This window comes from Oleiagrimonas citrea, from assembly GCF_012395255.1.
In the GTDB taxonomy this organism is placed as follows: Bacteria; Pseudomonadota; Gammaproteobacteria; order Xanthomonadales; family Rhodanobacteraceae; genus Oleiagrimonas; species Oleiagrimonas citrea.
This window is the reverse complement of record NZ_JAAZQD010000005.1, coordinates 16,658-38,907: the sequence shown is the minus strand read 5'-3', so window position 1 is coordinate 38,907 and position 22,250 is coordinate 16,658. Positions and strand designations below refer to the sequence as shown.

Genomic DNA, 22,250 nt, shown 5'->3' with positions numbered 1-22,250 from the left:
TCTCGCCCCCTGAGACCAGCACGCCTTAAGCTTTTCGTTCCGCTGCCTTCCGGCGCAGCGGGTATCCTGGACACGTGGCGCATGCCCGACCAACAGCCATGCCTCTAGAGCACTTCCATCCCGCTGTCGCTGCCTGGTTCGAGCGCAGCTTCGAAGCGCCGACGCCGGCGCAGGTCGCAGCGTGGCCGTCGATCCGTGCCGGCCAACACACACTGGTTGCCGCGCCGACCGGATCGGGCAAGACCCTGACCGCCTTTCTCGCCGCCATCGATGCGCTGGTGCGCGAAGGGCTGGAGCACGACGGCACGCTGCCGGACGCCACGCAGATCGTCTACGTCTCGCCGCTGAAGGCGCTGTCCAACGACATCCATCTGAATCTGGAGCAGCCGCTGGAAGGCATCCGCGCCGAACTGGAACGGTACGGCCTGCCCGACGTGGTGATCCGCACTGCGGTGCGCACCGGCGACACTCCGCAGCGCGAGCGCACGGCGATGCGCAAGCAGCCGCCGCACATCCTGGTCACCACGCCCGAGTCGCTGTACGTGCTGATGGGGTCGGAATCGGGCCGCGCCACGCTGGCCACCGCGACCACGGTCATCGTCGACGAAATTCACGCCATCGCCGGCTCCAAGCGTGGCTCGCATCTGGCGCTGACGCTGGAGCGGCTCGAAGCGCTGTGCCAGCGACCGCTGACGCGCATCGGCCTGTCGGCGACGCAGAAACCGATCGAACGCGTAGCCCGCTTCCTGGTCGGTGCCGGACGGCACGCTGCCCTGCCCGTCGATGCGCCGACGCCCGACACGAACGACGCGGCACCGGACTGCGTCATCGTCGATGTCGGCTACACCCGCGAACGCGATCTCGCACTGGAACTACCGCCGCTGCCGCTGGATGCGGTGATGTCCGGCGATGCCTGGACGCTGGTGTACCACCGCATCGCCAATCTGGTCGAAAGCCACCGCACCACGCTGGTATTCGTCAACACACGGCGCATGGCCGAACGCACCGCGCGCGCGCTGGCCGAACGGCTGGGCGAGGATGCCGTCGCCGCGCATCACGGCAGCCTGTCCAAGGAACACCGCCTGGCCGCCGAGCGGCGCCTCAAGCAAGGCGACCTGCGCGTGCTGGTCGCCACCGCCTCGCTGGAGCTGGGCATCGACATCGGCGACGTCGAACTGGTCTGCCAGCTCGGTTCGCCGCGCTCCATCGCCGCCTTCCTGCAACGCGTGGGCCGCTCCGGCCATAGCGTTGGCGGCACGCCGAAAGGCCGCCTGTTCCCGAGCACGCGCGACGATCTGATCGAATGCGCCGCGCTGCTGGACTGCGTGCGCCGCGACGAACTGGACGCCTTGCTCGTGCCGCCCTCGCCGCTGGACGTGCTGGCACAGCAGATCGTCGCCGAGGTCGCCAGCCGCGACTGGGACCAGGACGCGCTGTTCGACACCCTGCGCCGCGCGCAGCCCTATGCAGACCTCAAGCGCGACACCTACGACGCCGTGGTGCGCATGCTCGCCGACGGCTTCACCACCCGCAACGGTCCGCGCGCGGCCTACCTGCACCGCGACGCCGTGCACGGCCGCCTGCACGGTCGTCGCAACGCGCGCCTGACCGCGCTGACCTCGGGCGGCACCATTCCCGACACCGGCGACTACTTCGTCGAACTGGAACCGCAGGCGCAGATCATCGGCACGGTGAACGAGGACTTCGCCGTCGAGAGCATGGCCGGCGATATTTTCCAGCTCGGCAACCAGAGCTACCGCATCCTGCGCGTCGAACGTGACCGCCTGCGCGTGGAAGATGCGCGTGGCCTGCCGCCCAGCATTCCGTTCTGGATCGGCGAAGCGCCCGGTCGCACCGATGAACTCTCGGCTGGCGTGGCGCGGCTGCGCAAAACCGTCGGCGAGCGCCTGCACGCGGACGGCAGCGATGCGACGCGCGCATGGCTGCAAGGCGAACTCGGCCTGCCCGAGGCCGCCGCCGTGCAGATCGTCGACTACCTCGGCGGCGCGCAGGCCGTGCTCGGCGCGCTACCGACGCTGGACACGCTGGTCATGGAGCGCTTCTTCGACGAATCCGGCGGCATGCAGCTGGTGATCCACTCGCCCTATGGCAGCCGCATCAACCGCGCCTGGGGCCTGGCGCTGCGCAAGCGCTTCTGCCGCAGCTTCAATTTCGAGCTGCAGGCCGCCGCCACCGAGGACGCCATCGTGCTGTCGCTGTCGACCAGCCACAGCTTCCCGCTGGACGAAGTCGCGCAGTACCTGCACTCGAACACCGCCGAACACGTGCTGGTGCAGGCGCTGCTGGACGCGCCGCTGTTCCCGGTCCGCTGGCGCTGGAACGCTACCAACGCGCTGGCGCTGCCGCGCATGCAGGGCGGCCGCAAGGTGCCGCCGCAACTGCAACGCATGAAAAGCGAGGACCTGCTGGCCAGCGTGTTCCCCGATCAGGTCGCCTGTCTGGAGAACATCGTCGGCGAGCGCGAGATTCCCGATCATCCGCTGGTCGCGCAAACCCTGCACGACTGTCTGCACGAGGCGATGGACATCGACGGTCTGCTGGGCGTGCTGAAGGGCCTGGAATCCGGCGCCATCCGCATGCTCGCGCGCGATCTGCCGGCGCCCTCGCCGCTGGCCGCCGGCGTGCTCAACGCCGCGCCCTACGCCTTCCTCGACGACGCGCCGCTGGAGGAGCGCCGCACCCAGGCCGTGCAGACCCGCCGCTGGCAGGACCCGGACAGCGCCGACGACTTGGCCGCGCTCGACCCCGAGGCCATCGCCGCGGTGCGCGAGGAGGCCTGGCCCGACGTGCGCGATGCCGACGAAATGCACGAGGCGCTGACCGGCCTCGGCGCGATCACCGCCGACGAAATCGCCACGCACGACGGTTGGAACGACTGGCTGCACGCACTGGCAAAAGCCTCTCGCGCCACGGCCACGCGCGACGCCGACGGCCAGGTCCGTTGGGTCGCCGCCGAACGCCTGCCGGCGTGGCAGGCGCTGCATCCCGACGCCACGTTGCAACCGGCCATCACCGCGCCCGCCGAATACGCCGCGCAGGACTGGACGCCCGAGACCGCGCTGGTGGACCTGCTGCGCGGTCGTCTCGGCGGCCTCGGCCCGACGCCGGTCGCCACGCTGGCCGCCGATCTCGGCGCCGGCGAAGGCGACATCGCCATCGCCCTGGCCGCGCTGGAACGCGAAGGCACGGTGATGCGCGGCCGCTTCACCCCCGACGCCCAGACCGAGGAATGGTGCGAACGCCACCTGCTGGCGCGCATCCACCGCTACACGCTGGGCCGCCTGCGCCGCGAAATTCGTCCGGTCCCGCGGCGCGACTTCATGCGTTTCCTGTTCGCCTGGCAGCACGTCGCCCCGGACGCGCGCGTGCGCGGTCCGGACGCGCTGGCCGGCGTGCTGACCCAGCTGGAAGGCTACGAAGCTGCCGCCGGTGCGTGGGAAAGCGAGATCCTGCCCATGCGCGTAGCCGACTACGAAGCCGGCTGGCTGGACGCGCAATGTCGCGCCGGTCGGCTGGTGTGGATGCGCCTGCGCGCACGCAGCGGCGAGCACGCCGCCGCCGGCCCGGTGCTGGCCACGCCGCTGGTGCTGCTGCCGCGCCGCGAACGTGCGCTGTGGACGTCCATCGCCGCCAGCGACACTAGCGAGATGCCGAAGCTGTCTTCCCGCGCCCAGGCCGTCGCCGAGGCGCTGGCCGAGCACGGCGCGCTGTTCTTCGACGAACTCACCGAACACGCGCGGCTGTTGCAGGTCGAGCTGGAGGACGCACTCGGCGAACTGGTCGCCACCGGCATGGTCACCGCCGACAGCTTCGCCGGCCTGCGCGCGCTACTGATTCCCGGCAGCAAGCGCCGCCAGCACAAACGCCGTCGCGTGCGCCATCACGCACTGGGCGAGATCGCCGATGCCGGACGCTGGTCGCTGGTGCGCGCGTCCACGGCCGAACCCGACCCGGACGCGATCGAACACGTCGCCCGCACCCTGCTGCGCCGCTATGGCGTGGTGTGCTGGCGCATTCTGCAGCGCGAGGCGCCGTGGCTGCCGCCTTGGCGTGCGCTGCTGCGCGTCTATCATCGACTGGAGGCGCGCGGCGAGATCCGCGGCGGCCGTTTCGTGGATGGCCTGGTCGGCGAGCAATTCGCCCTGCCCGAAGCCATCGAGCTGCTGCGCCAGACGCGACGCCGCGAGGCCGACGGCACGCTGGTGTGCGTGTGCGGCGCCGATCCACTGAATTTGGTCGGCACCCTGCTGAGCGGACAGCGCATTCCGGCCGTGACCGGTTCGCGCATCCTCTATCGCGACGGCATCGCCATCGCGGCACAGGTGGCCGGTCAGTTCCAGGCGCTCGTCGAGCTTTCATCGGCCGAACAGGCCGCCGTGCGGCAGATCCTGCTGCGCCACGATGCGCGAGCCGAGCCACCCGCACCGTTGCCCGCACCCGATGCGCAGGCGCCATCGGGCCGGCGTTCGTCGGGCTGAAGCGCCCGAACCGGAGAGACCATGCGCAGGCTGCCGGAACCGACCGGCAGCCTGCGCAAAGGACGCCGATCAGCCGTGATCGGTCGAGCGGATGAACGCGGCCACGTTGTCGTGCAGTTTCTTCAGCGACGGCAGGTGCGCGTAGACCATGTGGCCCGACTGGTACAGGTGCACGGAAATGTTCTTGTGCAGACGCTGCGGAATCGGCAGATGGTCCAGCTCGTACTCGGCGGCGAAGAACGGCGTGGCCATGTCGTAGTAACCGCCGTTCATCATCACCTTCAGGTCCGGGTTGGCCTTCATGGCCTCGGCCAGGTCGGTCATGACATTGAGCGACTGCTGGTTGTGGTCATGCGTGAAGTCCCAGTGATCAAAGCCGGCGAACAGGCGGTAATGCTTGTCCTGGCCGAACTTCAGCGTCTTGCGCACGTAGTTGTTGAAGGTCGCCACGTAGGCCGAGCTGATGGCCGAGGACTGCGGATCGTACTGGATGGTCTTGCTCATCGGGTCCATGCTCGGACCGGCGAAGCGCGTGTCCAGACGACCGGTGGAATCGCCTTCCTTGCTGAGCAGCTCGTGCTCGAACATCGGCCCGCTGACGCGCAGGTCCGCCTTCACCAGATAGGCCACCGGCAGGCCGGTGTACTGGTGCAGTTTCTCGGCCACGGCCTGCTTGCGCGCCGGGTCCAGCATGGAGCCGGCGGCCAGCGCCTGGCTGTATTCGCCGGTCGCGAAGGACTCGACCTGCTTCATCAGGGTCGGCAGATCGGCCGGCGGCTGCGGCAGCTTGTGGTGGTACCACGCGGTCGCGGCGTAGGTCGGCAGCGCCAGCACGTACGGTTGGTCGACGCCGGGGTTGTCCGACGGGCTGTCCGGGCTGTTGTCGAAGCTGAGGATCTGCGACAGCAGCACCACGCCGTTGAGGTCGACCGAATCCTGGTTCTCCAGAATGTTCGAGAGTACCGCCGAGCGCGTGGTGCCGTAGCTTTCGCCGAACAGATACTTGGGCGAATTCCAGCGCCCGTAGGTCGACAGGAAGCGGGTGACGAACTGCGCGAACGCCTGGCCGTCGCCGTCGACACTGTAGAACTGCTTGGCGCGCTTCTTCATCAGCGCGTCGCGCTTGTCCTTGCCGGTCTGCGCGATCAGACGCGAAAAGCCGGTGCCCGGTGCGTCGATGAACACCAGATCGCTGGCGTCGAGCAGGCTGTAGTCGTTGTTGACCAGTTTGTACGGTGCCGCCGGCGTGTGGGTGTGGTCGCTGGTCTGCACGCGACGCGGTCCGAACGCGCCCATGTGCAGCCAGACCGAGGCCGAGCCCGGACCGCCGTTGTACAGAAACGTGACCGGCCGCTTCGACGGGTCGGCGCCCTTCTTGAAATAGGCCACGTAGAAGAGACTGGCGGTCGGCGTGTTCTCGTCGTCGCCCTTGCCATGCAGGACGATGGTGCCGGCCACGGCGGTGTACTGGATGCGTTTGCCTTCGACCGTGACGCTGCCGCTGGACACGGATTTCTGCGGTGTGGCGAGGGCCGCGTCGGGCGAAGACGCGGCGTCCGATGCCTTGTTGGCGTCTTTGGCACTGGCGATCATCGGCGTCGCGCACAGGCACAGCGCGGTCAGCGCGGCCCAGGATGCGAATTTACGCATGAGGTTCTCCTACGAGGAACGGGGGACGGCCGCGAACGCGGTCATCCCTTCAGCATACGCCTGAACCACGCGCGCCCCATGGGCATGAAGTCACGCTTCGCTTGCGTATCGGCGGCGCAGACCGCATAACCCGTGCATGCCCGAATTGCCCGAAGTCGAAACCACCCGCCGCGGCATCGCCCCGCATCTGACCGGCCGCCGCATCGAGACCGTGACGCTGCGCCGTCCCGACCTGCGCTGGCCGATCCCGGCCGCGATCGGCGAATGCCTGCCCGGACGCACCGTCGACGCCATCACGCGCCGCGCCAAGTACCTGCTGCTGGAAACCGAAGCCGGCAGCGCGCTGCTGCATCTGGGCATGTCGGGCATGCTGCGCGTGCTGCCGCCGGACACGCCGGTCGGTCGCCACGATCACTACGACCTGCTGCTGGATTCGGGGCAAGCGCTGCGTTTCACCGATCCGCGCCGCTTCGGCTGCCTGCTGTGGCAGGCGCCGGGTGAGGTGCACCCGCTGCTGGCCTCGCTCGGTCCGGAACCACTGTCGGATGCCTTCGACGGCGACCTGCTATGGCACCTGTCGCGCGGTCGACGCAGCGCGGTGAAGACCTTCATCATGGATCAGGCCGTGGTCGTCGGCGTGGGCAACATCTACGCCAGCGAGGCGCTGTTCGCGGCCGGCATCCACCCGGCGCGAGCCGCGGGTCGCGTGTCGCGCGAACGCTACGCCGTGCTGGCCGACGCCATCCGGCGCATTCTCGCGCACGCCATCGAACGCGGCGGCACCACCCTGCGCGACTTCCTCGCCCCGGACGGCGCGCCGGGCTACTTCGAACAGGAGTTGGCCGTTTACGGCCGTGCCGGCGAACCCTGCCGGCAATGCGCGACGCCGGTGCGGTCCGTGACCCTGGGCCAACGCACGACGTTCTACTGCCCGCGCTGCCAGCGCTGAAATCAACCGGCCGGAATGCCGAACACGACGACGGCAAACGCCAGCACCGCGCCTAGCGCGAACAGCACGCGGCGCAACGGCCGCCCTTCGGCGAGCACGAAGGCCAGCAGGCACTGCATCGTGTAGTACACCGCAAAGGCGCGGCTGGCGAAGGCGATGAGGCCGAAGATATCGACGCTCCAGGTCAGAATCAGTGCCGCCACCGTGATGCCGAGATACGCCATGCGCGGCGACACGCGCTGACTGGTGACTTCGTGCAGCAGGCCGCCCGCGCCACCCATGTCCGCGACCGCGGCGGACAGTTGCGAGGCCACTGCGGCCAGCACCAGCAGCGGACCGAGCACGGCGGCGACACCGCCGACAATGTCGACGATCTGTGTCTCCGCGCCCAGGCCCAGCGCGCGCTGCGGCACATGCGGCAGCACCAGTGCAATGAAGGCCACGTAGATACCCGTGGACAGCAACTGCGCCCAGCGCATGCTGCGCACACGCGTGGTCGCGTCGTAGTGTCTGCCGAGGAAGCGCGACGTCTCGAAGCCCTGCACCAGAATCACCGTGCCCAGCAGCACGCGCGCGACGTGCCAGCCGGTGCCGTCCTCGGCGGCCGGCGCATGGCCGTGCACGTCGCCGAGCGCCAGCACCAGGGCCAGCGCCACCAGCAAGCCGCCGATCACCGCCAGCTTGAAGCTGACCGCGAACACTTCCACGCGCTCGATGGCCTTGAAGCCGCGCCAGTATCCGAGCACGCCCAGCGCCAGCACGATCACACTGGTCGCCATACGCTCCCAGGTCGGGTCGACCACGCCGAAACCCTTGAGCAGATACGCGCCAAGCAGGTTCAGGTAATAGGCCACGGAGATGAAATAGGCGAACGCCAGCATCACCTCGGAAAGTCGGTCCAGGGCCTGCAGGTGCGGACGCGTCTCGCTGTCGCGCAATGGTTCGGCATGGACAATGTTGAAGCGGATGGCGGAACCGAACAGCCAGGCCAGCACGCACAGCCCGATCATCGCGGCCGTGGCCCAACTTCCCGCGACGCCGGCCAGCACCGGCCCGACGACGAGAAAGCCCGAACCGATGATCGAGGCCAGCGGCGTCACGGTCGCCCGCCAGGCAGGTCGCCGACGCACGGTCGGCCACAGCAGCACGCCCAGCGCCACCGCGGCCACCACCACTGTCAACGCATTCAGCGCAGGCGCGTGCGAACCCATCAACCTCTTCCCTGAAGCGGTGTGGCGATCACTTCGGCCAGACCAGCTCGACGTGCGTGTTGTTGAAATGCGGATCGTCCAAACTTCCGCCTCGCCGCGCCTTCAATACATCCGGCAGACCCTCGATCTCCAGTTCCTGACCATCGCTGAAATGCGTGCCCATGACCTGCATCTCGACCAGGCGCAGGCACAGCTCTCCGGCGGCGTCGGCCTGCTTGTGCGGCACGCCGCGGATGCTGATGTCGGGGCGACCGAACTTGCGCATGCCGCGCGTGCGTACCCAGGCCATGCCGCCCCCCGCGTCTTCGTCCTCGTTGCACAGGATCAGTACGTGATGGCGCGGCGGAGCGCCGCCCTCGACCATGAAGCGATCCTGCCAGGTTTCCTGGTCGAACAAGCTCAGGATCTGCGGATCGGCCACAGCCACGCCGCCGATATCCATCAGCCCGGCAATCACGCCCAGGGTGTCGCGCAGGTAGTCGAGGCTGGCTGCATCCTCCAGCCGACCGCGCACACTGAGCACTTCCGGCGCCGCCATCGCGGCCTCGAACGCGGTCGGATGATCCTGCCGCAGCATCTCGCCCAGCGCGCCGTGCAGAGGAAAGCCCTCCCACTGCTCCAGCGTCTCGCGCGGATAGCGGAACAGCTCGACGCCCGCGGGCAGGCCCTTGCTGCCGTGCCGCGCGGCGGGAATGCGCAGCTCCTTGGCGAACGTGCCGAAGACGAAGAACAGCAGGACCGCATGTTCGTCGCCGGCCGACCAGTTGGGACGCGGCCATTCGCTCGCGGTGGATCGCGTGTCGCTCATCAGTCGGCTCCGTGTACGTGAAAGGTCAGTCGTCGGCCCGGTCGCCCAGCGGCAGCACATCCTGCTGCAACTCGACGCGGCCCTCGCCGGCCATGATCTTCTTGAATTCGGCGCGGCTCACGGAGACATAACGATCGTTGCCGCCGATCTCAACCTGCGGGCCGTCGCTGACCACCCGACCCTGCTCGTCCACACGCACCACCATCGTCGCCTTGCGGCCGCTGTGGCAGATGGTCTTGATCTCTTCCAGGTTGTCGGCCCAGGCCAGCAGGTGCCGGCTGCCCTCGAACAGATCGCCGCGAAAATCGGTGCGCAGGCCGTAGGCCAGCACCGGGATGCCGAGTGCGTCGACCACGTCGGTGATCTGCCACACCTGCGCGCGGGTCAGGAACTGCGCCTCGTCGACCAGCACGCAGTGCAGGTCGCCACGCTCGGCGATGTCCTTGCGCACGGTGGCCAGCAGGTCGGCGTCGCCGGCGAAGCGCCGCGCGTTCGCCTTCAGACCGATACGCGAAGCCACCACGCCCTCGCCGTAACGGTTGTCCAGCGCTGGCGTCAGGATCAGCGTGCGCATGCCGCGCTCGTGGTAGTTGTACGCGCTCTGCAGCAGCGTGGTGGTCTTGCCGGCGTTCATCGCCGAATAATAGAAATAGAGTTTGGCCATGATCGCCGAAATGTCGTTGGACGGTGCATCGCGCGGCGATGCGTGGACGGCACAGTGTAGCGCGCGCAAAGACCACACTCAGGCCGCCGGCTCCTCTGGTTCGGCATAGCGGCTGCTCACCTGCACGCGACGATCGCGCCGCGCTGCGTGCCAGCGGCGCAATCCGGTCAGCACGAAGGCCGCGTGCATCAGCTTGAACAGCAGCAGTCGACCGCGTACCGCACGCGAATCGAACACGTCGCCGGCCAGCATCGAGATCACGCCGCGCTCCACGCCGAGAATGTCGCGCGGCGCACGGAACATTTTCTTGATCGCAGGCGTGTTGAAGCGGTGTATGAACCAGGCCACGCGCGCCATGCCGCGACGCATGCGTCGTTCCAGCCGCCGCTGCAGACGCCGCTCGCAAGCGGGATCGACAAGCGCACGGTCCACGACCTCGGCGGCCTGCTCGGCGCCATCCATGGCCAGGTACACGCCGGTCGAGAACACCGGATCCAGAAACGCGAAGGCGTCGCCGATCAGCATCCAGCCAGGGCCACCCATGCGGCACGAGTCGTAGGAATAGTTGCCGGCGGCATGCACCTTGCCGTCGATCAATTCGGCGCCGCGCATGCGCTCGCGCGCAATGCCGTGCATGTCCAGCGTATCGCGCAGAAAGGCGGTGCGTCCGCCGCGTCGCTGCTTGAGATAATCCGGGCGGCACACCGCGCCGACGCTCGTCACGCCGTCAGGCAGCGGAATCATCCAGATCCAGCCATGCTCGAAGTGGTAGATGCCGATGTTGCCGGCCTCCTCGCCTTCGCGCCGACGCACGCCCCGGTAGTGGCCGAACAACGCCGCGGTCTGGTGCACGCGACTGCGACGCACCAGCTTGCGCGCACGCCCCAGCACGGCGTCGCGACCGCTGGCATCGATCACGTACTCGGCACGGATACGTATCTCGCCCTGCGCAGTGGCCGCATGCACCCACGATTCACGCGGGCTGCGCTGGTCCACCGCCGTCACACAGGCCTCCTCGCGCGCATCCACGCCTTCGGCACGGGCATGCTCGAACAGCATGCAGTCGAAATCCTCGCGCCGCACCTGATAGGCATGCGGCGGACTGTCGCCAAAACTGCGCTTGAACTCGAACGTGTTGTAACCGCGCTCGTTGTCGGCCTCGAACTCGGCACCGTTCTTGTGCACGCCCAGCGCGCGCACCTTGTCCAGCACGCCCAGGCGCTCGAAGATCGGCAGGTTCATCGGCAGCAGCGATTCACCGATGTGGAAGCGCGGATGACACGCCTTTTCCAGCAGCATCACACGGTAGCCGCGCCGCGCCAGCAACGTGGCAGCCGTGCTTCCCGCCGGCCCGCCACCGATCACCAGTACCTGACACGACATGGTCGTTGTCGCGCTGCTCGCCTGCACTTCGTCTGTACTCCCCGGAACGGCCTTCACGACCGGGATGCTCCACCCCATTCAACGTTGCCGGCATGATATCCAGAAAGCCCGTTTCGTTGTCCGGGACACCGTGCCGACTGACTACCCGTGCGAACAGCGGACAGCGCGCTGCGGATTTTACGAAAATCAGCGCTCCATGCCGGACCCAGCGCTCGGGAACGATGCACCCTGCCGAGCCCGCTTCCGACAGACACCGATTCACCTTCTTCGTCGTCCCCATGGCCGGGACATCTCTGGTGATCGCCGCGGAAAACCCGCGTCCCACCGACATCTTTGCGAACCGGCTTGCATCGCGCGGCACGCCCCGCGATCCTTTGCGCCTGCAGTCCCGCCCGGTTTCCCATGCTCAATCCGCAACAACACGCCGCCGTCGAATACGTGGACGGCCCGCTGCTGGTGCTCGCCGGCGCCGGCTCGGGCAAGACCCGCGTCATCACCGAGAAGATCGCCCACCTGATCGCGCGCCGGAACCTGGCGCCGCACAAGATCGCGGCCATCACCTTCACCAACAAGGCCGCGCGCGAGATGCGCGAGCGCGTGGCGAAGATGATCAGCGCCGAGGCGGCGCAGGCGCTGACCGTGTGCACCTTCCATGCGCTGGGCCTGAAATTCCTGCACATCGAGCACGAACGCGCCGGTCTGCGGCGCAATTTCTCGGTACTGGATGCCGACGACAGCGGCGCGCTCATCAAGGAACTGGCGCCGGCCGGCATCAAGCCGGACGCACTGTGGCGACTGCGCAACCTGGTCTCGCAGGCCAAGAACGCGGGCCTGACGCCGAAGCAGGCCGCCGATGCCGCGCGCGGCGCGCCCGAACTGGAGGCCGCCAGCATCTACGAGCGCTACCAGGCCCGGCTGGCCGCCTACAACGCGGTCGATTTCGACGATCTCATCCGCCTGCCGCTGCAGGTGCTGGAAAGCGACGCCGAGGCACGCGCCGGCTGGCAGGAACGTCTGCGCTATCTGCTGGTGGACGAATACCAGGACACCAACGACGCCCAGTACCGCCTGCTGAAGTGCCTGATCGGCCCGCGCGGCGGCATCACCTGCGTGGGCGACGACGACCAGTCGATCTACGCCTGGCGCGGCGCCAACCCGGAGAACATCGACCAGCTGGGCCGCGACTGGCCCAAGCTGAAGGTCATCAAGCTGGAGCAGAACTACCGCTGCGCCAAGCGCATCCTGCGCGCCGCCAACACGCTGATCGCCAATAACCCGCATCTGCACCAGAAGAGCCTGTGGAGCGAGCTGCCGGACGGCCCACCGATCCGCGTGCTCGAATGCAATGACAACGACCACGAGGCCGAGCGCATCGCCTCCATCGCCTCGCACCTGGCCGAGAAGCACAAGGCGCGCTGGAACGAGTTCGCGATCCTCTACCGCGGCAACCATCAGGCCCGGGCACTGGAAAAGGCGCTGCGCCTGGCACGTGTGCCGTACCACTTGTCCGGCGCGCTGTCGTTCCTCGACCGTGCCGAGGTCAAGGACGTGCTGTGCTACCTGCGCCTGATCGCCAACCCGTCGGACGACGCGGCCTTCCTGCGCGTGGTCAACTGCCCCAAACGCGAGATCGGCGCGACCACGCTGGAAAAGCTGGGCACGCTGGCGCAGACGCGTCACACCTCGATGCTCGACGCCGCCCGCAACGACAGCGCGCTGCGTGCGCTGGCCTCGCGCCCGGCCGCCGCGCTGGCCGGCTTCGTGCGCCTGATCGACGGTCTGCGCCAGACCGCCGCGACCTCCAGCGCCGCCGATCTGGTCGAAGCCGTGCTCGAACGCACTCACTACGGTGCCTACCTCGCCGCGCAGGCGCCCGATCCCGCGCAGCGCGAACGCCGCATGGGCAACCTGCGCGAACTGGTCGAATGGTTCCGCGCCATGGGCAAGGACGGCGGCCGCGCCGGCGACCTGACTTCGCAGCTGGCGCTGCTGACCCACGCCGACCGCGACGATCCCGGCAACGCGCTGCGCATGATGACGCTGCACGCGGCCAAGGGGCTGGAATTCCGCTTCGTGTTCATCGTCGGCTGCGAGGACGGTACCCTGCCGCACGAGGGCGCGATGGACGAGGGCCGCGTCGACGAGGAACGGCGCCTGATGTACGTCGGCATCACCCGCGCCAAGGAACTGCTGACGCTGTCCTTCAGCGCGCGCACACGCCGCTTCGGCGAGCTGCTGACCAACCAGCCCAGCCGCTTCCTGAAGGAACTGCCCGAGGCCGAACTGCACTGGCAAGGTCGAGACCCCAACGCCGACGCCGAGGTCGCGCGCGAAACCGCCGAGTCACACATCGCCAAGCTCGCCGCGCTGCTGGGCGACTGATTCCGCAACAGAGACCGCCTGCGGCCGCGCTACACCAGCGCGGCCTTTTCCAGCTCGCCCTTCAGATAGGCATAGAAAATCGGCGCGGCGATCACGCCCGGCAGGCCGAACGCGGCTTCCATCACCAGCATCGCAATCAGCAATTCCCAGGCGCGGGCGCGGATACGCGTGCCGATGATGGTGGCGTTGAGGAAGTACTCGAGCTTGTGGATGCCGATCAGGAACACCAGCGCGGCGATGCCCGTGCCCAGCGACACCGACAGCGCCACCACCGTGATCAGCGTGTTGGAGATCAGGTTGCCGATCACCGGCAGCAGCCCGGCGATGAAGGTCACCAGCACCAGCGTCTTGGCCAGCGGCAGATGCACGCCGAACAGCGGCAGCACGCCGAGCAGGAACGCCCCGGTGAACACCGTGTTGACCAGCGAGATCTTCACCTGTGCGAAGACGATGTCGTGGAACGCGCCGGCCAGCCGCTCGGCACGCTCGGCCAGCGCCTCCGCCAACGGTCCGCCTTCACCGTGCGGACGCACGTGGCTCAACGCCACCACCGCGCCCAGCACCAGTCCGATGAGAATGTGCACCAGCACGCGCGCGGCCTCCTTGCCGGCCAGCTGCAACGTGCCGGCGTGGGTCTGCAGCCAGTCCAGCGTGGAGTTGCGCAAGTCGTCGACGCTGTCCGGCAGATGGTCGACCACCCAAGGCGGCAGCTGCTGGCGCGCCTTGTCGACCAGCGGCATCAACTGGTCGCTCCAGAAGTCCTGCGGATTGCCCAGTTCGGCATGCAGTACCGAAACGATGCCGAGCACGGCCAGAATCAGCAATCCGACCAGCACCACGGCCAGCACACTGACCACGACCCAGCGGGCGCGGGCGCGGCTGCCGATCCAGCGCCGCTGCAGCATGTTGGTGGAGATCACGATCAGCTCGTAGACCAGCAGTCCCGCCAGCAACGCCGGCAACAGGTGCAGATAGAGCGTCAGCAGCAAGCCGGCCGCAGCCAGTACGTAGCTGGTCAGGGTCAGGTTGCGGGACAAGAAGGCGATGGTGTTCATGGGGCGACGCGCGGCCAGGGAACCGGCAGTCTGTCAGCGACCGCCCCCGCGTGACCAGCCCCGTCGGTCACGCCCGTCTGTCACGACGCTGTCGTACACTTCGCCGAAACTTGCGCCTTTGGCGTGCACTTTTCCCACGGAGAGATTGATGAGGATCGCCCTGCCCCTGTTCGCCGGTCTGCTGCTGGCCGGCTGCGCCGCGACCGCGCCGCAACCCAAGCCCGTTCTCGCACCCGCCCCGGCTCCGGTCACAGCACCCGCGCCCCAGCCGGTCGGTCCGGCGCCCAACGACCTGCTCAACGCGACAGCCTGGACGCAGAACGCGGTCGAGCATGACCTGGTCTTCCGCGAAATCTATCGCGATGCGCAGGAAAAGCTGCTCAAGGCGCTGAAGAACAAGCACTGGGACGCGCTGCCGCACAACGAGCGCACCGGTCCGGTCGCCAAGCTGAAGCCGGCGGTGATTCTCGACATCGACGAGACCGTGCTCGACAACTCGCCCTACGAAGCGCGCCTGATCCAGAGCGGCAAGGCCTACAACGAAGCCACCTGGGGTGCCTGGGTGAAGGAAGCCAAGGCCAAGGCGCTGCCCGGCGCGCTGGCGTTCACCAAGTTCGCCGACAAGCACGGCGTGCGCGTGTTCTACATCTCCAACCGCGCGCAGGATCTGGACCAGGCCACGCTGGAGAACCTGCGCAAGGCCGGCTTCCCGGTCCACGGCAAGAACGCGTTTCTCGGCCTGGGCACCTTCGTCAAGGGCTGCGAGCAGATCGGTTCGCAGAAGACCTGCCGCCGCCAGCTGATTGGCGAGCACTACCGCGTGCTGATGCAGTTCGGCGATCAGGTCGGCGACTTCATGACTGTGCTGAACAACACCACCGAGGGTCGCCGCAAAGCCATGGCGCCCTACGCGGCCTGGATCGGCGAACGCTGGTACGTGTTCCCGAACCCGATGTACGGCTCGTGGGAGCCGGCCATGTTCGGCAACGACTGGGAGCAGCCGGCCAACGTGCGGCGCAAGGCAAAGATCGATGCCTTGCATGCCGATAACTAGCAAGAACATGAAGTTATGAATCAAACCTAGTGCGTTGCATTAGGTTTTGCGCCTCGCTATGCTGAAACCGCCGGTCCCGCCGCACGCGCTGCCCGATCGGCCATTTCCCTACCGGCATGTTTCCGGATCGCCCCGCGTCGGGATCGACGCGGGGCTTTTTCATGCCGACGGTGCCGCCAAGGCATGACTTCCGACCGTGTGTCGATCCACACTTGCCTGCGATCGGACACGCCTCTACGCTGCCGGTCCACACCTTTTCAGGAGTTCGCCCGCATGCTCAACGTCCGATCCCGATGGCTGGTCGCGGCCTTCGCCTTCGCCCTGTTGCCGGCCTGCGGCAAAAGCGACAAGGCGGCGCAGCAGTCCGCTACGGCCAGCACTACGCCGGCCAAGACCGTGCTGACCAGCATCGAGCTGCTGAAGAACGGCCAGTTCGACCCGCTGCTGCAACACGTGCTGCCGCCCGCGGACTACAAGGAAATGCGCGCGCAGTGGACGGCGCAGCACAGCAAGATGAAGCAAATCAGCGAACACGACCGCCAGCAGTTCGCCGAGAACATGGCCAAACTGACCGCGCCGGACGCCGAACAGAAGATCTGGGCCGAGACGCAGCCCAAGCTCCAGCAGCTGGACAAGAAGTACAAGACCCAGCTGCCGATGATGATCGGTGTCGGCCAGATCATGCTCGACACGCAGATCAGCAACGCCAAGAACCTGACGCCGGACCAGAAGAAGCAGGCCACCGACGTGGTCAGCGCGCTGGGCCAGTGGGCGCAGAAGGTGCCCTGGACCGACCCGGACAAGCTCAAGCAGGCCATCGGCGTGCTGACGTCCACGGCGCGCAAGCTCGACATCAAGACGCTGGATCAAGCCACTTCGATGGGCTACGACGAGTCCATGAAGAAGTACGGCGTGGTCTGGGGGGGCGTGAAGAAGGCGCTGAAGGTGTACGGCCTTTCCCTCGACAAGACCCTGGATTCGGCCAAGGCCAAGACGCTGACCAGCGATGCACACACTGCCACGGTGAAGGTCGACTACACCCTGCTGGGCCAGCCGCAGAGCATGACCCTGGATCTGGTCAAGGTTGACGATCGCTGGTACGACAAGGACTTGCTGGACCACTGGCGCAAGGCGCTGGACAGGCATGCGCCCGCCGCAGCCTCCAGCACCGCGACTGCAGGCAACGCCCCCGCCGCGCTGCCCGCCGATTCGGCCAGCAGCGCCAAGTAAGTGCGTTCACGCGATCCGGCATGCCTTGATCACGGCATGCCGGATCGCGACCGTTCCCCGGTACAATATCCGGCATGAACACCCCCGATTCTCCGGCCGAGCGCGGCATGCCGCGTGCGGGCCAGCGCTGGCATCGCTCGCTGCTGTCGCGCCTCATGGAACCCTGGGTGCGCATCAAGCGCGATCCCGCCGAACCGGCCGCCCTGCTGCAGCCGGACGTTCCCGTTTGCTACGTGATCGAACGCCACGGCCTGTCCGATGCGCTGATCCTCGACCGCGCCTGCCACGAAGCCGGCCTGCCCGATCCCGATCAGGCCATCGCCGGCCTGCCGCTGCGCCGCCAGCGTGCGATGTTCGCGCTGAGTCGCCGCTACGGCTGGATCTTCGGTCGCCGTCGGCGCGTCGCCCATGCACCGCTGACGCAGCTGCTGCAGGCGCTGAAGCAATCGCCCGACCGGGACGTGCAACTGGTGCCGGTCTCGATCTACGTCGGCCGCGCGCCGACGCGCGAGAGCGGCTGGTTCCGCGTGCTGTTCTCGGAAAACTGGGTCGTGGTCGGCCGTTTCCGGCGTCTGTTGGCGCTGATGCTGAACGGCCGCGACACCGTGGTGCATTTCTCCGCACCGATCAGCCTGCGCCAGAGCCTGGCCGAGGAATCGCCCGAGGACGTGGTCGACGTCGAGCGGCTGTCGCGCAAGATCGGCCGCGTGCTGCGCACGCATTTCCGCCGCATCCGCGCCGCCGTGATCGGGCCCGATCTGTCGCACCGCCGCACGGTGCTCGACAGCGTGCTCAACGCCGAACCGGTGCGCGCCGCCATCGCCGCCACCGCCACGCGCGAGAAGATCGCGCTGGCCAAGGCCGAACGCCGCGCCTATGCCATGGCCCGCGAGATCGCCGCCGACTACTCGCATCCAGTCGTGCGTTCGGCGTCGTTCCTGCTGTCGTGGTTCTGGAACAAGCTGTACGACGGCATCGCCATGCACCACTTCGACAAGGCGCGCGCCGTCGCGCCCGGTCACGAAGTGGTCTACGTGCCCAGCCACCGCAGCCATGCCGACTACCTGCTGATGAGCTATCAGCTGCACGTGTCCGGCGTGGTGGTGCCGCACATCGCCGCCGGCGCCAACCTCAACCTGCCGGTGCTCGGCAGCTTCCTGCGTCGCGGCGGCGCGTTCTTCCTGCGCCGCAGCTTCCGCGGCAATGCGATGTACTCGACCATCTTCAAGGAGTACCTGGCGCAGCTGGTCGATCGCGGCGTGCCGATGGAGTACTTCATCGAAGGCGGACGCTCGCGCACCGGCCGCCTGCTGACGCCGCGCGCCGGCATGCTGTCGATGACGGTACGCGCGTTCCTGCGCGCGCCGCGCCGCCCGGTGCTGTTCCAGCCGGTCTATATCGGCTACGAGAAGCTGATGGAAGGCACCTCCTACATCGGCGAGCTATCGGGCAAGCCGAAGGAGAAGGAATCCTGGTTCAACCTGCTGCGCGGCGCGCGCCAGGTGCTGCGCCAGCACTTCGGCCATGTCGCGCTGAGTTTCGGCGAACCCATCGAGCTGACACCGATGCTGGACGCGGCCAGCGAAGACTGGAAGAACACACCGCTGGACCCGGAAGCCAAGCCCGAATGGCTGTCGCAGGTCACCGATCAGCTGGCCGAGCGCATCCAGGTCAACATCAACGCCAGCGCCGACGTCAATCCGATCAATCTGCTGGCGCTGACGCTCCTGGCCACGCCCAAGCACGCGATGGCCGAGACCGACCTGCTGGCGCAGCTGGAGCTGACCACGGCCCTGCTGACCGAACTGCCCTATTCCGACCGCGTCACCGTGACCCCGTCCACACCGGCACAGATCATTGCCTACGGCGAGGAAATGGGCTGGGTGCGACGCGTGCAGCATCCACTGGGCGACGTCATCGTGGTCGACGACGAGCAGGCCGTGCTGCTGAGCTATTTCCGCAACAACGTGCTGCACCTGATCGCCTGCGCGGCGTGGGTCGCCACCTGCTTCCTCAACAACAAGCGCATGAGCCGCCCGTCGGTGCTGCGGCTGGGGCAGATCATCTACCCGTTCCTGCGCGGCGAGCTGTTCCTGCGCTGGGACGAAGACGGCTTCCGCGAGCAGCTGCAAGCCACTATCGACTTCTTCCTCGGCCGCGGCCTGCTGGAACCGCAGGGCGACGAGCGCAAGCTGAAACGCGGTCGCGGCGGCGACGACAGCGCCTTCCAGCTGCGTGTCATCGCGCGCAGCCTGATGCAGGCCTTCGAGCGCTACTTCATCGCCATCGCCGCACTGGTGAAGAACGGCCCCGGCACCCTGACCATGGGCGAACTGGAGAAGACCTGCATCCTCACCGCACAGCGGCTGGGCCTGCTGCAGGAACTGACCGCACCGGAGTTCTTCGACAAGTCGCTGTTCCGCGGCTTCATCCAGAAGCTGCGCGAGCGCAAGATGCTGTGGACCGACGACGACGGCAAGCTGGACTTCGACCCGGTGCTCAACGACCTGGTGCGCGACGCGCGCGTGGTGCTGAGCCGCGACATCCGGCACTCGATCCTGAAGATCACGCCCGGCGGCGACGAGAACGACGGCGAAACGCCCGCGGACGCGTCGCCACCCGGCAAGGATTCGAGCGCCTGAGACGCCGGCTTCGTGTAGCATGCGCGGCATGAATAAGCAGTCATCCACCACCCATTTCGGCTTCCGCGACGTCCCCGTCGAGGAGAAGCAGAAACTGGTCGGCCAGGTCTTCACCTCGGTCGCGCGCAACTACGACCTGATGAACGACCTGATGTCGTTCGGCGTGCATCGCCTGTGGAAGCGCCACTTCGTCGCCGTCAGCGGCGTGCGCAAGGGTGACCGCGTGCTGGATCTGGCCGGCGGCACCGGCGACATCGCCGCACTGCTCAAGCCGGTCGTGGGCGAGACCGGCGAAGTGGTGGTCGGCGACATCAACGCCGCCATGCTGTCGGTCGGCCGCGACCGCCTCACCGACCGCGGTCTGGTCCGCGGCCTGCGCTGGGCACAGATGAACGCCGAGGCGCTGCCGTTCCCGGACAACAGCTTCGACGCCGTGACCATCGCCTTCGGCCTGCGCAACGTCACCGACAAGGACAAGGCGCTGGCCGACATGTGCCGCGTGCTCAAGCCCGGCGGACGCCTGCTGGTGCTGGAGTTCTCCCGGGTCCATAACGAGACATTCGGCAAACTGTACGACTTCCATTCGTTCCAGGTGCTGCCGCGCCTGGGCCGCCTGTTCGCCGGTGACAGCGACAGCTACCGCTACCTCGCCGAATCGATCCGCAAGCACCCGGACCAGGAAACCCTGAAGAGCATGATGGAACGCGCCGGCTTCGGTCGCGTCGACGTGCGCAACCTGACCGGCGGCATCGTCGCGATCCATCGCGGCTACAAGTTCTAGTCGACCGGCCCGACCTTCGTCACGCGAAGCCGTTTGGGCAGCGATGGCATACTGGCGCACCTGTTCCCGCCGGATGTCTGCCATGCGACTGCTCGCCACCCTGGCTCTGACCGCCCTGCTGCTGCCGCTGACCGCGCAGGCGGGCGACCCGCATTCCTACGCCCAGCCCGACAAGGTCGTGGTCACCCACCTCGACCTCGACCTGCACATGGATTTCGCGCACAGGGAACTGCGCGGCGATGCCACCCTGTCGCTGCACTGGAAGGATCCGAAGGCGCGCGACCTGGTACTCGACACCAGCGATCTGAAGATCGCCAGCGTGAAAGCGGTGTCCGAGGACGGCACCACCCGCAAGCTGTCGTACGTGCTGGCACCGCCGCAGAAGAACATGGGCCGCAAGCTGACCATCGCCGCGCCGAAGCATCCGGGCATGGTGCGCATCGCCTACTCCACCTCGCCCGACGCCGGCGGCCTGCAGTGGCTGCCGCCGGCGCAGACCGCGGACAAGAAGCATCCGTTCATGTTCTCGCAGTCCGAGTCGGTCTACGCGCGTTCCTGGATTCCGCTGCAGGACTCGCCGGCGGTCCGCTTCACCTACGACGCCCACATCACCGCGCCGGAGAACCTCCGCGTACTGATGAGCGCGCCCAACGATCCCGAACATCCGCTCGACGGTGACTTCCGCTTCGAGCAGACGCACCCGATCCCGTCCTACCTGATGGCGATCGCGGCCGGCGATATCGACGTGCGTCAGACCGGACCGCGTAGCGCGGTCTACGCCGAACCGTCCGTAGTCGCCAAGGCGGCGCACGAGTTCGAGGACACCGAGAAGATGATCGCCACCGCGGAGTCGCTGTACGGCCCCTACCGCTGGGGCCGCTACGACATCCTGGTGCTGCCGCCGAGCTTCCCCTACGGCGGCATGGAAAACCCCAACATGACCTTCGCCACGCCGACTGTGCTGGTCGGCGACAAGAGTCTGGTGTCGCTGGTCGCGCACGAGCTGGCGCACTCGTGGTCGGGCAACCTGGTCACCGCCGCGACCTGGCGCGACATCTGGCTCAACGAGGGTTTCACGACCTACGTGCAGGGCCGCATCACCGAAGCGCTGTACGGCAAGCGCCTGGCCGATGAGGAAGTGCTGCTGTCCGCGCGCGCGCTGCAGAAAAGCATCGGCCACATGCCGCCGAACAGCCAGAAGCTGGCGCCCGATCCGCGCGGCGTCGGTGCGGACGACTCGCTGTCCGACGTCGCCTACGACAAGGGCTCGTGGTTCCTGCGCACGCTGGAACGCCGCTTCGGTCGCGCACATTTCGACGCCTACCTGAAGGGTTACTTCGACCACTTCGCCTGGCATTCGATCACCACCGAGCAGATGCTGGCGTACCTCAAGCCCCATCTCATCGACAAGTACCCGGGCAAGATGAGCTGGGACGAAGTGAAGCAATGGGTCTACGGCACCGGCATCCCCAAGGACGCCAAGCTGCCCGATTCGCCGCGCTTCGACGCCATCGACACCGAGCGCGCCGCGTTCCTCGCCGGCAACCTGCCCGCCGCGAAGCTGGACGCGAAGGACTGGAACACGCAGGAATGGATGTACTTCCTCGACCGCCTGCCCGACGCACCGCCGTTGGCGAAGATGAAGGCGCTCGATGCCGCCTGGCACCTGACCGGCACGCCGAACGCGGAGATCGGCATGCGCTGGTACATCCACGCCATCGCCGCCGGCGACAAGGCCGTGTGGCCGGCCGCCGCCGAGCACATGACGCGGATCGGCCGCCTGTATCTGACCCTGCCGCTGTACCGGGCCCTGGCGAAGACACCGGACGGCCTGGCGTTCGCGCGGAAGGTCTACGCCCAGGCCCGGTCCGGCTACCACCCGCTGACCCAGGAAGCGGTGGAGAAGCTGTTCGCCCGCGCCGACCGGCGCATGCATCACTGA

General features: G+C 67.6%; 14 protein-coding genes. 8 read left to right on the top strand and 6 right to left on the bottom strand.

Translation table 11 applies throughout. The annotated features are described in order from the left end of the window. Positions 1-98 precede the first annotated feature (98 nt). Positions 99-4,499, top strand: a complete 4,401-nt coding sequence (locus tag HF690_RS12555; protein ID WP_168609689.1) for a DEAD/DEAH box helicase — start codon at positions 99-101, stop codon at positions 4,497-4,499. Between the two features lie 69 nt (positions 4,500-4,568). Here the strand turns inward: HF690_RS12555 and HF690_RS12550 are convergent, their stop codons facing one another. Further along, a complete protein-coding gene (locus tag HF690_RS12550) occupies positions 4,569-6,149 on the bottom strand; it encodes a S10 family peptidase (RefSeq protein WP_168609688.1) in 1,581 nt (526 codons plus the stop codon). Between the two features lie 136 nt (positions 6,150-6,285). Here HF690_RS12550 and mutM point away from each other — a divergent pair, with 136 nt between their 5' ends. Continuing rightward, the gene (gene mutM, locus HF690_RS12545; RefSeq protein WP_113065582.1) at positions 6,286-7,098 is read left to right on the top strand and encodes a bifunctional DNA-formamidopyrimidine glycosylase/DNA-(apurinic or apyrimidinic site) lyase; all 813 of its coding nucleotides are present in this window, start codon (positions 6,286-6,288) and stop codon (positions 7,096-7,098) included. A gap of 2 nt (positions 7,099-7,100) precedes the next feature. Here the strand turns inward: mutM and HF690_RS12540 are convergent, their stop codons facing one another. From HF690_RS12540 to HF690_RS12525, 4 genes are all read right to left on the bottom strand, one after another. Next, positions 7,101-8,309 (bottom strand): APC family permease, encoded by a 1,209-nt coding sequence (locus HF690_RS12540; protein WP_168609687.1) that lies wholly within the window; start codon positions 8,307-8,309, stop codon positions 7,101-7,103. A 28-nt stretch (positions 8,310-8,337) separates the two neighbouring features. Then, positions 8,338-9,117: a hypothetical protein gene (locus HF690_RS12535; protein WP_113065580.1), complete on the bottom strand. Its 780-nt coding sequence runs from the start codon at positions 9,115-9,117 to the stop codon at positions 8,338-8,340. A gap of 25 nt (positions 9,118-9,142) precedes the next feature. Continuing rightward, the gene (locus HF690_RS12530; RefSeq protein ID WP_113065634.1) at positions 9,143-9,781 is read right to left on the bottom strand and encodes a thymidine kinase; all 639 of its coding nucleotides are present in this window, start codon (positions 9,779-9,781) and stop codon (positions 9,143-9,145) included. Between the two features lie 78 nt (positions 9,782-9,859). Further along, entirely contained in the window at positions 9,860-11,164 is a 1,305-nt protein-coding gene (locus HF690_RS12525) for an NAD(P)/FAD-dependent oxidoreductase (protein ID WP_168609686.1), read from the bottom strand. A gap of 402 nt (positions 11,165-11,566) precedes the next feature. Here HF690_RS12525 and HF690_RS12520 point away from each other — a divergent pair, with 402 nt between their 5' ends. Continuing rightward, a complete protein-coding gene (locus HF690_RS12520; RefSeq protein WP_168609685.1) occupies positions 11,567-13,546 on the top strand; it encodes a UvrD-helicase domain-containing protein in 1,980 nt (659 codons plus the stop codon). A 29-nt stretch (positions 13,547-13,575) separates the two neighbouring features. Here the strand turns inward: HF690_RS12520 and HF690_RS12515 are convergent, their stop codons facing one another. Then, entirely contained in the window at positions 13,576-14,601 is a 1,026-nt protein-coding gene (locus HF690_RS12515) for an AI-2E family transporter (RefSeq protein ID WP_168609684.1), read from the bottom strand. Between the two features lie 148 nt (positions 14,602-14,749). On the opposite strand from HF690_RS12515, the gene HF690_RS12510 reads away from it, so the two are divergent. From HF690_RS12510 to HF690_RS12490, 5 genes are all read left to right on the top strand, one after another. Then, a complete protein-coding gene (locus HF690_RS12510; RefSeq protein ID WP_113065576.1) occupies positions 14,750-15,655 on the top strand; it encodes a 5'-nucleotidase, lipoprotein e(P4) family in 906 nt (301 codons plus the stop codon). Positions 15,656-15,928: 273 nt separating this feature from the next. Continuing rightward, complete coding sequence (locus HF690_RS12505) at positions 15,929-16,885, top strand: hypothetical protein (protein WP_168609683.1); 957 nt, start codon at positions 15,929-15,931, stop codon at positions 16,883-16,885. 74 nt (positions 16,886-16,959) lie between these two features. Then, entirely contained in the window at positions 16,960-19,527 is a 2,568-nt protein-coding gene (gene plsB / locus HF690_RS12500) for a glycerol-3-phosphate 1-O-acyltransferase PlsB (RefSeq protein ID WP_113065574.1), read from the top strand. 28 nt (positions 19,528-19,555) lie between these two features. Further along, a complete protein-coding gene (ubiE, locus tag HF690_RS12495) occupies positions 19,556-20,308 on the top strand; it encodes a bifunctional demethylmenaquinone methyltransferase/2-methoxy-6-polyprenyl-1,4-benzoquinol methylase UbiE (RefSeq protein ID WP_168609682.1) in 753 nt (250 codons plus the stop codon). An 82-nt stretch (positions 20,309-20,390) separates the two neighbouring features. After that, positions 20,391-22,250 (top strand): M1 family metallopeptidase, encoded by a 1,860-nt coding sequence (locus tag HF690_RS12490; RefSeq protein ID WP_168609681.1) that lies wholly within the window; start codon positions 20,391-20,393, stop codon positions 22,248-22,250.